The 12,410-nt window shown below is 66.3% G+C and carries 11 protein-coding genes; 6 read left to right on the forward strand and 5 right to left on the reverse strand.

The window, feature by feature from the left end:
* Window positions 1-56: 56 nt before the first annotated feature.
* Both ACN8ZM_RS31440 and ACN8ZM_RS31445 read right to left on the reverse strand, forming a co-directional pair.
* Window positions 57-320, reverse strand: a complete 264-nt coding sequence (locus ACN8ZM_RS31440; protein ID WP_420211731.1) for a DUF4148 domain-containing protein — start codon at window positions 318-320, stop codon at window positions 57-59.
* Window positions 321-565: 245 nt separating this feature from the next.
* The gene (locus ACN8ZM_RS31445) at window positions 566-1,969 is read right to left on the reverse strand and encodes a GntP family permease (RefSeq protein ID WP_043181187.1); all 1,404 of its coding nucleotides are present in this window, start codon (window positions 1,967-1,969) and stop codon (window positions 566-568) included.
* A gap of 316 nt (window positions 1,970-2,285) precedes the next feature.
* Here ACN8ZM_RS31445 and ACN8ZM_RS31450 point away from each other — a divergent pair, with 316 nt between their 5' ends.
* The 5 genes from ACN8ZM_RS31450 to ACN8ZM_RS31470 all read left to right on the forward strand — a co-directional run bounded on the left by ACN8ZM_RS31450 (window position 2,286) and on the right by ACN8ZM_RS31470 (window position 8,046).
* The gene (locus ACN8ZM_RS31450; RefSeq protein WP_175024884.1) at window positions 2,286-3,764 is read left to right on the forward strand and encodes a sigma-54 interaction domain-containing protein; all 1,479 of its coding nucleotides are present in this window, start codon (window positions 2,286-2,288) and stop codon (window positions 3,762-3,764) included.
* Window positions 3,765-3,818: 54 nt separating this feature from the next.
* Window positions 3,819-4,346 (forward strand): BON domain-containing protein, encoded by a 528-nt coding sequence (locus ACN8ZM_RS31455; RefSeq protein WP_420211732.1) that lies wholly within the window; start codon window positions 3,819-3,821, stop codon window positions 4,344-4,346.
* Between the two features lie 61 nt (window positions 4,347-4,407).
* Entirely contained in the window at window positions 4,408-4,680 is a 273-nt protein-coding gene (locus ACN8ZM_RS31460; protein ID WP_063763449.1) for a hypothetical protein, read from the forward strand.
* Window positions 4,681-4,783: 103 nt separating this feature from the next.
* A complete protein-coding gene (locus ACN8ZM_RS31465) occupies window positions 4,784-5,083 on the forward strand; it encodes an H-NS family nucleoid-associated regulatory protein (RefSeq protein ID WP_043181183.1) in 300 nt (99 codons plus the stop codon).
* A gap of 605 nt (window positions 5,084-5,688) precedes the next feature.
* Window positions 5,689-8,046, forward strand: a complete 2,358-nt coding sequence (locus ACN8ZM_RS31470) for a GNAT family N-acetyltransferase (RefSeq protein ID WP_089451635.1) — start codon at window positions 5,689-5,691, stop codon at window positions 8,044-8,046.
* Between the two features lie 676 nt (window positions 8,047-8,722).
* On the opposite strand, the gene ACN8ZM_RS31475 is transcribed toward ACN8ZM_RS31470, so the two are convergent.
* Together ACN8ZM_RS31475 and ACN8ZM_RS31480 are read right to left on the reverse strand one after the other, a co-directional pair.
* The gene (locus ACN8ZM_RS31475) at window positions 8,723-9,274 is read right to left on the reverse strand and encodes a hypothetical protein (protein WP_043181178.1); all 552 of its coding nucleotides are present in this window, start codon (window positions 9,272-9,274) and stop codon (window positions 8,723-8,725) included.
* A 173-nt stretch (window positions 9,275-9,447) separates the two neighbouring features.
* Window positions 9,448-10,269: an IclR family transcriptional regulator gene (locus ACN8ZM_RS31480; protein WP_043181176.1), complete on the reverse strand. Its 822-nt coding sequence runs from the start codon at window positions 10,267-10,269 to the stop codon at window positions 9,448-9,450.
* 663 nt (window positions 10,270-10,932) lie between these two features.
* Between ACN8ZM_RS31480 and ACN8ZM_RS31485 the strand changes: the two genes are divergently transcribed.
* On the forward strand, window positions 10,933-11,781 hold the full coding sequence (locus ACN8ZM_RS31485; RefSeq protein ID WP_420211733.1) for an ureidoglycolate lyase: 849 nt from the start codon (window positions 10,933-10,935) through the stop codon (window positions 11,779-11,781).
* Between the two features lie 112 nt (window positions 11,782-11,893).
* Here the strand turns inward: ACN8ZM_RS31485 and ACN8ZM_RS31490 are convergent, their stop codons facing one another.
* The gene (locus tag ACN8ZM_RS31490; RefSeq protein WP_043181166.1) at window positions 11,894-12,277 is read right to left on the reverse strand and encodes a VOC family protein; all 384 of its coding nucleotides are present in this window, start codon (window positions 12,275-12,277) and stop codon (window positions 11,894-11,896) included.
* Window positions 12,278-12,410 lie beyond the last annotated feature (133 nt).

Consider the following 12,410-nt stretch of genomic DNA (forward strand, 5'->3'; position numbering starts at 1 on the left):
GCGCGGGCCGGGAACGCGGCGCTGACGCGAGCGCGTTTCACGGGTTCGAAACCCGACTATTGACCCGTGGTGTACGCGCCGCGACGGCCGTATCCGGTGCCTGCGGCCTGCGGCGTGCCTTGTTGCCGGGCGATCTTCGCCTCGGCGGCTTGAATGCTGGCAGGGTAGAACCAGTCGCTCGGCTGAAAGCCGGCCTTTTTCAGTGCAGCCACTTCTGAATGAACTTCGGCGCGTGTGAGCGGCGAGTTGGCTTGTGCCAGCGCGGCGACGGGGGCGGCGAATGCAGCCGCGAGGGCGATCGTGCGGATCAGCGGGTTCATGAGCGGATACCTCCATGTTTTCGACGGTGCCGATCGCACACGGTGACCGTCGAAACCAGTGTAGGCCTCGCCCGACTCGCGAAAAATGCCGCTACGCCCAACGTAGTGTTCTGCGGAAGACAACAATGAGCGAGCCGTCGAGCGTGCCTGAACGGACCCGGCAAAAAGGGGAGGAGCGGGGAGGAACCGGCCGCATCGACGCGGCCGGCGGGCGGCGGCCCTGAGACGGGCCGCCGCGGAGGGTGTTACACGAGCCCCGTCGTGTAGTACACGGCGATCACGAAGAACACGGCGAGCGTCTTGATGACCGTGACCGCGAAGATGTCGCGATACGACTCGCGGTGCGTGAGGCCCGTGACCGCGAGCAGCGTGATCACCGCGCCGTTGTGCGGCAGCGTGTCCATGCCGCCGCTCGCCATCGCGACGACCCGGTGCAGCACGTCCAGCGGGATATTGGCGGCCTGCGCACCCTTGATGAACAGGTCCGACATCGCGGCGAGCGCGATGCTCATGCCGCCCGACGCCGAGCCCGTGATACCGGCGAGCGAGCTGACCGACACGGCCGCGTTGACGAGCGGGTTCGGAATGCTCTTCAGCGCATCGCCCACGACCAGGAAGCCCGGCAGTGCGGCGATCACGCCACCGAAGCCGTATTCCGACGCGGTGTTCATCGCGGCGAGCAGCGCGCCGCCGACGGCGGCCTTCGAGCCGGCCGCGAAGCGATCGCTGACGCGTTTGAACGCGGTCAGCACCACCAGCACGATGCCGAGCAGCAGCGCGGCCTCGACCGACCAGATCGCGACGACCGTCTTGATCGATGCCGTGACGGGCGCATGCACGCCCGGCAGCACGTCCGGCGCGACCGTGTACGACGCGGCGCCATACCACTGCGGGATCAGCTTCGTGAACGCGAAGTTCGACACGCCGACGAGGATCAGCGGCAGGATCGCGAGTGCGGGATTCGGCAGCGACGTCGTCTCGACGCGCTCCGGCTCGTTGACGAGCGACGTGCCGTAGCCTTCGCCCTTCGCCATCGCCGAGCGGCGGCGCCATTCCAGATAGCTGAGGCCGACGACGATGATGAACAGCGAGCCGATCGTACCGAGCGCCGGTGCGGCCCACGCGGTCGTCTTGAAGAACGTGGTCGGGATGATGTTCTGGATCTGCGGCGTGCCGGGCAGCGAATCCATCGTGAACGAGAACGCGCCGAGCGCGATCGCGCCGGGCATCAATCGTTTCGGAATGTTGCTCTGGCGATAGAGCTCGGCCGCGAACGGATAGACCGCGAACACCACGACGAACAGCGACACGCCGCCATAGGTGAGTAGCGCGCATACCGCGACGATCACCGCATTCGCACGCGAGCGGCCGATGTAGCGGATGGCCGCGTGGACGATCGACTCGGAGAACCCGGAGAGTTCGATCACCTTGCCGAACACCGCGCCAAGCATGAACACCGGGAAATACAGTTTGACGAAGCCGACCATCTTCTCCATGAAGATGCCGGAGAAGACCGGGGCGACGGCGGCGGGGTCGGTCAGGAGCACCGCGCCGAGCGCGGCGATCGGCGCGAACAGGATCACGCTGTAGCCGCGATACGCGGCAAACATCAGGAACGCCAGCGCGGCGAGGACGATCACGAAAGACAAGGGAGTCTCCTAATGGCTTTGGTTGTTGTTCGATCGCGCGACGCGCCGCGGACCGGCTCAGGTTCGTGCAGGTTTCGTGCCATCGGCCGGATTGCGCCGCCGGACGTGGGTCCGCCGGAGACCGGCGGGCCCGCGCCGGTCGTTGTCTGACGATTCTACATAAAACGTCTCCATCCGGAGACGAAATGGCCGTCCGGCCAGCCCCTGGAATCGGGCAGGGCTTTCCCGGACAACGCATCGCGGCGTGTCTCCGAAGTGAGATAATCCGTCTCGATCCGGAGACAACCGGTCGAAAATACACGGAGACGAAGACACGATGATGAACGACTGGGCCCGCCTGCCCGTCAACTACGGCGACGTGCTGCGGCGCGCCGCCGAGTCGCTGTTCCGGACCTTCGAGGATTCGAGCGCGGGCACGGTGGTCGTCGATCGCGATGCGCGCGTCGTGTGGATGAACGAACGGTACGCGGCGCGTTTCGGTTTCGCCGATCCGCAGCAGGCCGTCGGCCTCGACTGCGAGGCGGTGATCCCGAACAGCCTGATGCGCGAGGTCGTGTCGACCGGGCAGCCGATCCTGCTCGACATCATGGAGACGGGCCGCGAGCCGCTCGTCGTCACGCGCCTGCCGCTGAAGAACGAGGCAGGCGAAACGGTCGGCGCGATCGGCTTCGCGCTGTTCGACCAGTTGAAGACGCTCACGCCGATTTTTTCCCGCTATGCACAGCTTCAGCAGCAACTGATCGCGACGCAGCGTTCGCTCGCGCAGGCGCGCCGCGCGAAATACACGTTCGCGAGCTTCGTCGGCACGAGCGCCGCGAGCCTCGAAACCAAGCGCCAGGCGCGCCGCGCCGCGCAGGTCGATTCGCCGGTGCTGCTGCTCGGCGAGACGGGCACCGGCAAGGAACTGCTCGCGCATGCGATCCATGCGGCGTCGGCGCGTGCCCTCCAGCCGCTCGTGACCGTCAACGTCGCCGCGATTCCGGACACGCTGCTCGAAACCGAATTCTTCGGCGCGGCGCCCGGTGCGTACACGGGCGCCGACCGCAAGGGCCGCGTCGGCAAGTTCGAGCTGGCCGATCGCGGCACGCTGTTTCTCGACGAGATCGGCGACATGCCGCTGCCGCTGCAGGGCAAGCTGCTGCGCGTGCTGCAGGACAAGGAATTCGAGCCGGTCGGCTCGAACCGGATCGTGCGCGCGGACGTCCGGATCATCGCTGCCACGAGCGCCGACCTGCCGGCGCTGGTCGCGGCCGGGCGTTTCCGCGCGGATCTCTATTACCGGCTGAACGTGCTGACGATCCACGCGCCGCCGCTGCGCGAGCGCGCGTCCGACATCGCGGCGCTCGTCTACGCGACGCTCGAGGAACTGGCCGCGCAGCACGGCCGCGCCGCCCATTGCGAGCTGACCGACGATGCGTTGCGGATGCTGTGTGCGTATCCGTGGCCCGGCAACGTGCGCGAGTTGCGCAATACGCTCGAACGCGCGCTGATGCTGTCGGACCGGTCGGTGATCGATGCGCGTGCGCTCGCGCCGTTCCTTGGGCCGGTGCGCGTATCGACGGACGGCGCAGCATCGGCGCAGCGGGCGGCCGTATCGCCGGCCGAGCGGCGGGCGGGCGAGGTGCCTGCCGCGCCCGCCGCTTCGTATGCGGATGCGTTGGCGGCGTGGGAGCGCCAGTTCCTGACCGATGCGCTGGCGGCCTGCGACGGGAAGGTGGTGGAAGCCGCCGCGCGCATCGGGATCGGCCGCGCGACGCTGTACAAGAAGCTGGCGGCGCTGGGCATCGACCGGTAGGCCGATCGGCAAAGCCGGCGCGGTCGGACGTGACGCATCGAACAGGAGATCACGATGAAGCGGATCGGCATCGCAGGGTGGCTGACGATGGTGCTGGCGACCACTGCGCTCGCGCAGTCGGGCGACGTCGACACACCCGAGGCGCGGCGCAACTGGTACAACGATCCATTTATCGCGCTGTCGCAGGACGTGGCCGAATGCCCGTTGCCGCTCGGCCCGTGGATGACCCGGGCCGAGATGACGGACGATGCGCATTACCGCGCGGAACGCGGCACCACCTGCTGGCTCGCGCACCGCTGCTCGAAGCCGAACTCGTATATGTATGACGCACCGATCGCCGACGCGGTGAAGGCGCACTTCGCCGGCTCCGATCGGCTGCATGGCACGAGCCTGTGGATCACCGTGCAGCGGCGTTTCATTTACGTCGAAGGATGTGCGGATACGGCGTTCGATCGCCAGGCGTTGCAACGCGAACTCGAGGCGCTTCCGGACGTCGAGCAGGTATTCGTTCGCATCACCGACGATCCGCGCAAGCGCTTGCCGTACAAGGCGCGCGGGCAACCCGGCCGCACGCCGGACTGACGGTGGAAGGGCCGCGCATGGCATACTCGCGACATTCAAAAAAAGGTTGACGGGAAGAACAATGAAACACATGCTTGCGTCGGTCTGTCGGTGGCCTCGGGCGGCCGTCGTGTTGGCTCTGGTTGCAGGGCTCGGCGGGTGTGGCGGCGCCGCGCCACTGTTCACCTCGGACGGGCGTCCGACTACGCAGGTGCAATGCACCGGCCGCGACTGGAGCAATTGCACGGACAACGCCCGGGCGATCTGCAACGGGGATTTCGACGTGCTTCAGCAATCGAGTGATGACACAACGCGAAATCTTCTCTTCGCGTGCAAGAAGAAAAGCGGTTACTGATCCCGAGATAACCGGCTGAGGAGACCACGATCGGGCGAAGCGCTTTTCTGTTGGCTGAGCGTCATTTATTTTTCACGAATAACCCTCACGGAGTCCCATCCATATGGCGACCTACAGGCAACTGACCGTGCAGCTCGAACGGCTTCAGCAAAAGATCGACAAGGAACGCGAAAAGGCGATTGCCGATGCGATTGCCGATATCCGCGCGAAAATCGAGGAATACGACATTACGCCGGAAGAGCTCGGGTTTCGCCCGGTAGGGGGAGCCGCTGCCACAGCGAAGCCGAAGCGGACGTCGCCGCCGAAATACCAGAACCCGAAGACGGGCGAAACCTGGAGTGGCCGCGGGCGGGCGCCGGCGTGGCTCGGCAAGAATCGCGAGCGTTTCCTGATCAAGGACTGACTCCCGAAAAACCTCACCTTTAGCGTGCTGACTGACGGTGCGAATGGCCATACGGCCGTCGCACCGTTTTGTTTTTGTGCATTCCCGGCGTGATTCCCGCTGGCGTATTGAACTGCGACGCTGCGCAATTAACGGATCCCGTTTTGCGAATTCGCCGCGATTCGACCGCATATCGCGGCGAATTCCCGTAAACAGACCTGCAACTGCGCAGCCTATGCGCATCGGCCAGCGCCATTCTCGCGGTGCACGCGTGCCGCGAATTCCGATCACCGCTCGCGTGTTTGTGGATGGCGCCGTGCAATTCCCGAAGATACTCACCATAGCTCCTGTAAATCCTCACCTTTGACGCAGCGGACGCAGCGTTGCACCGCATGCCGGCACCGGGTGCGCCGGGCGAATGGGCTCGGCCGGTGCGCGGCGACGGCGGGCCGTGCTCGTGTTGCAGGCTCATGGTGCGAGCGTTGATGCGTGTCGAATAGTCGGCCGTTCGGCATATAGGCAGCCGCATGCGCTTCGCCTATGCTTGGGGTTCGCGTCGATCGGCGTATGGCGCGGTGCGTGCCGCATGCCGATCGGGTCGTCTTTCGTTACCGCAGGGAGCCGATGTGACCGTTCGCCATCTCGATGCGTTGTTCCAGCCCAAGTCCGTTGCGGTCGTCGGCGCGTCGTCGCGCGTGGGCAGTATCGGCGCGATGGTGTGGTCGCGCGTGCTCGACGGTGCATTCCAGGGGCCCGTGTGGCCCGTCAATCCGAAGTATCGTGACCTGCACGGGCATGCGGTCGTGTCCGATGTCGACCGGTTGCCCGCGCCGCCGTCGGTTGCCGTGATCTGTACGCCGCCTGCGACCTGGGCCGGCATCGTGCGCAAGCTCGGCGAGCTCGGCACACGCGTCGCGGTGATCGTCGGCGAGGCGCGCACGGACGCCGATCGCGCCGCGCTCGATCGCACGCTGAAGGCGGCGAAGCCGTTCGTGCTTCGTATCGTCGGGCCGGGCAGTCTCGGCGTGCTGTCGCCTGCGCGGCATGCGCATTTCGGTGCCCCGGCCTATACGGTGCGATCGGGCGGCGTCGCGTGGGTGTCGCAATCGAATGCGCTGACGAACGCGGTGCTCGGCTGGGCCGATGCGCGGGGCCTCGGTTTTTCGCATGTCGTCGCGCTCGGCGGCGAGTCCGACGTCGATGCGGGCGACGTGCTCGACTATCTCGCGAGCGATCCCGGCACGCGTGCGATCCTGCTCGAACTCGATACCGTGCGCGCTGCGCGCAAGTTCATGTCGGCCGCGCGCGCGGCCGCGCGCAACAAGCCGGTGCTCGCATTGCGCACCGGCCGCGCGGATCCCGGCGACGCGCTCTATACGGCGGCGTTCCAGCGCGCGGGGATGGTGCGTGTCGATGCGCTCGACGATCTGCTCGACGAGATCGAGACGCTCGGCGTCGGCCGCGTCACCGCGCGCGGCGCGGCCACGCTGGTGACGAGCGATGCGGGCGTCGCGAAACTCGCGGTTGACGCGGTGGCCGAGGTGCGCGACGTGCTGGCCGACTGGTCACCCGCGGCCACGTCGGCCGTGTCGGCTGCGCTGCCGCATCTCGCGTCGCCCGGCAATCCGCTGACACTGGGCGACGATGCGCGCCCCGAGCATTTTGCGGCGGCGATCAAGGCGCTCGCGCCGTTCCCGCAAACAGGCACGCTGTTCGTCGTCCATTCGACCTCCCACAGCGCACCGGCCGATGCGGTTGCGCACACGCTGATCGAAGCGCGGCAGCATGCGCATCGCGGCATCCTCGCGTGTTTCTTCGGCGCGGTCGATGCCGCGACGCGCGATGCACTGCACGCGAACGGCATTCCCGTGCACACCACGCCGCAGCGGCTCGCACGCGCGTATGCGCGTCTCGTCGACTACAGCCTCGGGCGGCAACTGCTGATGCAAACGCCCGAGGGCACGCTGCCGCAGCCGGCCGAGTGCGTGGCATCCGCACAGGCCGAGGCGCGCCGGATGGTCGAAGCGGGCCAGCATGAGCTGACCGGCGAAGCCGCGCTGCGCTGGCTGTCGCATTTCGGCTTGCAGGGTGAGCTGGCTGTCGAGCCGGCCGGCACGAAAGTCGTCGATGTCACGGTCGACATGTACGACGATTCGAACTTTGGCCCGGTGTTTCGCTATGCCGTGCCGCCTGCGGACGGCGTATCGGCGCCGTTCGTCGTCTATGGCCTGCCGCCGCTGAACACCGTGCTCGCTCGTGCGGTGATGGAGCGCTCGCCGTATGCGCGCAGCACACCCATCGAGCCGACGCTCGATGCGTTGACGGCGCTGTCGCAGGTCGTCTGCGACGTGCGCGAAGTCGTTGCGATGTCGGTCACATTGCGCGTGCGGTCCGACCGCGCGCACGTGATTGCGCCGCGCGTCACGCTGGCCGCGGGGCGCAGCCGGCTCGCGATCATGCCGTATCCGCGCCACCTCGAACAGACGCTCGAGTGGCGCGGCGAGACTGTGACGATCCGCCCGATCCGTCCGGAAGACGAGGCTGCGCACAATGAACTGCTCGGCGCGATGACGCCGGACGATCTGCGGATGCGTTTCTTCGGCGCGGTGCGCAGCTTCGATCATTCGCAGGTGGCGCGCATGACGCAGATCGATTACGACCGTGAGATGGCCTTCATCGTGTCGTTCACCGATGTGTCCGGGCGGGATCACACGCTTGCGGTCGCGCGCGCGGTTGCGGATCCCGACAACGAGACGGCGGAGTTCGCGATCGCGGTACGACCCGATCAGAAGGGCAAGGGCCTTGGCCGGCTGATGATGGCCCGGATCATCGACTATGCGCGCTCGCGCGGAACCGCATGGATGATCGGCGAGGCGTTGCGCGAGAACTCGGCGATGATCTCGCTTGCGAAGTCGTGCGGTTTTGCTGTGTCGACGACAGAGGAGCCCGGCGTCGTGGGCTTCAGGATGAAGCTGCAGCCGTAGCGTCTGCCGGCGATCCGACGCGCGGAGACGTTGCATGTCGTGGATGTCTCCAGCCTCCTGGCATGTTGCGGATATTAACGGTCAGGAATGCAGAGCATTTGAACGTGTCTCGCGAGCGGAGCAACCACGAACGTGTCGGCGCCTGTTCGCAACGGAAATACCGACGCTCATATGGCGCTGCGAGACGCGTGCCGCCTGCCGCGATATCCATCCCGCACCGCTGTTTTTTGCAAGGTTTCACACGCATTGACCGCCGCATGTCAGCCTCGAAAATTCGAATTTTCCCAATAGGTGAGACTTTTCGGGATCCTCGGGTGAGCTTCTTCAGGAGGGCGGAGGTGAGCCGATACGGGAGCGCTTGGTGAGCTTTCCCGGGAGTAGCCGGTGAGCCTCTGCGGGAGTAGCCGGTGAGCCTCTGCGGGAGGCGTCGGTGAGCCTTTCCGGGGCGTATCGGTGAGGGTCTGCGGGAAGTGTCGGTGAGGACATCCGGGAGGCTTGGGTGAGGCTTTCCAGGAGCCTTGGTGAGCTTTTTCGGGAGGCACAGGTGAGTGCCTGCGGGATGCCAAGGTGAGACTTTTCGGGAGCACCCGGATGCACGGCTCCCACAGGCGCAGCGCCGGCCAAGGCCGGCGTCACGCAGGGGGCGGGCACGCATGAACCGTGCCCGCGGCTACCTTCAGGCAGCGAGTTTCGTCGCCGCGTCGTTCACCTGATCGCGCGAAATCGCGAGTTCCTCGAGGTGCGGATCGGCATAGACGGCGCCGGTTTCGCGCTCGAGGCGGGCGATCGTCAGTGCACAGCGCGCGGTGTCCTTGGGCATTGCGATGAAGCGCTTGACCGATTCGCCGGACGTGAACGCTTCGAACAGCGCGCCGCGCACGTCGTCCGGAAGCGTCTTGGTCCACTGGTACGGCTTGCCGTTGAACGTGATCGACGGCGGCAGCGTGCGTTCCTTCTTGGTCGCCGTGATGAGCCCGTAGGTGCGGGCCGCGTCGCCGATCTGCTCGGGCGAGAAGAGTTCGTCGGGCGTGATGTCGAACTGCTCGATGTAGTTCTCGATCGCCTGCATTGCGGTGGCACGATCGTCGCGCTTCTTCTGTGCGCGCGCGACGATATCGCGCAGCTCGTCCGCCTCTTCGGGCGTGATCGTGAAGCTTGCCTGCTTCTGCTGAAGTTCGGAGAAACGCTGGAATTCTTGATCGTTCAGAAGTTTGGCCATGACATCCATCGGACACGACGGCCGCGACAACCGGCCGCCGTAGTTTTTGAGAGGGCCGCTATTTTAGCGTAGCGCCGAGGACGCACGATATGGCACCGTGCGTCGCGCTCCGCAGAGATGTTGTGGGCGGCCGGGGCCGGCGCAACGGCGCCGTACCCGGTGCGCTCCGCCGAGCCTGCGCGTCAGCAGGTCTCGTCGCGGCACATCGACAGAAGGGCGGCCGTGTCGCGCAACCCTTCGACGACCGTGTCGACGGACGGTGCCATGTGCGCATCGATCCGGCGCATGTACGGGCACGTCAGCACCGCGATCGCATGGCCGGACGGCCCGAGGATCGGCGCGGTCAGGTCGGTCACGCCGTAGGCCTGGCGGCTGTCCTGGCGCAGGTAGCCGGTTTGCCGGATGGACTGGCACGCATACGCGAGTTCCTGCTCGTTCAGCGGCGCTTCGCCTTTGACCTTGCGGTGCTCGGCGAGCATGTGCGCGCGATGCTCGGCGCCCTGGAACGACAGCATCACGCGCCCCGATGCCGTATCGGCGAGCCCGACGCGCGAGCCGAGCCGGACCGATACGCCCCACGAGCCGGGGCCGTCGACCTGCGCGATCACGAGCAGGTTGCCGCGGTCGTAGACGGACAGGTGGCACGATTGTTCGGAGGCGTCGGCGAAGCGCTGCATCGGCGGCAAGGCTTCGGCGATCAGCCGGCTCATCGGCGGATGCCGATGCGCGAGCGAGAACAGCTTGAGGCTGAGCGTGTAGCGGTCGCCGCCGGTCGAGCGCATCACGTAGCGGCGTGCGACGAGGCGCTCGAGCATCCGGTAGATCTCGCTCGCGTTGCGGCCGAGTTCCTTCGTGATTTCGGTGCGGGTAAGGCCTTCTTTCTGCTCCGACAGGAGTTCGAGAATATCGAGACCCTTGTCGAGCGCGGGTGCGCGATAGCGGTCGATTGCGCCCATCGATTCCCGAGCGTCGCAGCCGGGAATCAGGTCGTTGGTTGTTTGCATTGTCGGTGTGGAGTTGGGGGTGACTTTCGATCGATTGGCGACGCACGCTGACCGATTCTGCAACACGCTTGTGTCGAGCCCGCGTGTGGCGACGAACGCCATCCGTTTGAGCTTAACAACAAACATTTAGTGTGCAATGCAGCGTCTTTTTACCGATCGTTACCGGACAAGAACGGATCGATTCCCTTTCAGGATGACAGGGAAGCCCCGAATACCCGGTATTCATGACAGGTGGCACCGGTTCAAGGCGTTTGAAAGGCAATCGAGGGGCCGCGCCGCCCCCGATGCTGCGCCGCAGCGTCGGCGGGCGCACCAATAGTCGGTATCCGTCGCGGGTCATTTCACGGCGCGCGGCCGATGGTACAAAGGCTGGCGGGCTAGCGACGGTGCGGCCGCGCGTGAAGCCGGCCGCTACGGGCTGGACCATGTCGCGGGTGCCAGGCCGTCGTCGCCGATGCGCAGACCGGCGGCCGCCCGTTCGATGCGCGCCGTACTTCCGTGCGGCGTCACGATCGCTGCGCCCGCGCGACCCTCGCGCGTCGACGGCATGCCGGATGCGGCGCCGACGCGCGCAATCGACGATCGACAATCAGTCCGGCGCGCGGCCACTAAAGGCCGAGTCAGCCGGTATCCTGTCCCATTCGACAACAGAGGTTGAGCACGATGAAACTGCTTCGCTATGGCCCGTCCGGCCAGGAAAAGCCCGGTATTCTCGACGCGGACGGCCGGATTCGCGACCTGTCCGCACATGTGCCGGACCTGTCCGGCGATGTGCTGTCCGACGCGAGTCTCGCGCGGCTGCGCGCGATCGATCCGGCCACGCTGCCGCTGGTGTCAGGCGAGCCGCGCATCGGCGCGTGCGTCGGGCATGTCGGCAAGTTCATCGGCATCGGCCTGAACTATGCCGATCACGCGGCCGAAGCCGGCATGCCGGTGCCGAAGGAGCCGGTCGTGTTCGGCAAGTGGACAAGCTCGATCTGCGGCCCGAACGACGGGATCGACATCCCGAAAGGGTCGGTCAAGACCGACTGGGAAGTCGAGCTGGGCGTCGTGATCGGCGCGGCCTGCAAGGACGTCGACGAAGCGCGCGCACTCGATTACGTCGCGGGCTACTGCGTCGTCAACGACGTGTCCGAGCGTGAATGGCAGATCGAGCGCGGTGGCCAGTGGGACAAGGGCAAGGGTTTCGACACGTTCGGCCCGATCGGCCCGTGGCTCGTCACGCGCGACGAGGTGCCCGATCCGCAGCGTCTCGACCTGTGGCTCGAAATCGACGGCCACCGCTATCAGAACGGCAACACGCGCACGATGGTGTTCACCGTCGCGCAGCTGATCGCCTATCTGTCGCGCTGCATGACGCTGCAGCCGGGCGACGTGATCACGACCGGCACGCCACCGGGCGTCGGCATGGGCATCAAGCCGTCGCCGGTATTCCTCAAGGCCGGCCAGATGGTGCGGCTCGGTGTCGAAGGACTCGGCGAGCAACTGCAGCACACGCGCGACGCGCGATAACCGCGCATCCGGCGATCCCGTTGAACGACCGCCGGATACCGATGATTCAAAGGCAAGGGCCCGATTCCGCATTGCGCGGAATCGGGCCCTTGGCGTTGGTACGCGGGCCGGATCAGACGACGTTGTCGAGTTCGCAGTGCGCTTCCAGCCGATACCCGTCGGGATCGACGACGAACGCCGCGTAGTAGCCGGGGCCGTAGTGTTCGCGCTTGCCGGGCCCGCCGTTGTCCTGGCCGCCGTGCTCGAGCGCGGCACGGTAGAACGCGTCGACTTCGACCGGCGACGCGGCCTTGAACGACAGGTGCAGCCCCGAGTCGGGATCGGCGGCGATGGGGCGAGCCGCGTGCTGCAACCACAGCTCCGGCTCGGTCGTGCCGTACCCGATGGAGCCGTCGTCGCTGTATAGCCGTTTGTAGCCGAGCGCGCCAAGCGTGCTGTCGTAGAACGTCCGGCTGCGGCCGATGTGTGCAACGCCGAACGAAAGGTGATCGATCATCTGTGGCTCCTTGGACTGAAGAGGGACGTCAGTGCAGCAAACCTGCTTATAACCACCATGCCAGCCGCTTGTAGCGCAGTGCGCCGAGTGTGCGGTCGTAGAACGCGCGGCCGCTGTTGTTGTGGATAACGCC

Source organism: Burkholderia aenigmatica (assembly GCF_048627025.1).
In the GTDB taxonomy this organism is placed as follows: Bacteria; Pseudomonadota; Gammaproteobacteria; order Burkholderiales; family Burkholderiaceae; genus Burkholderia; species Burkholderia aenigmatica.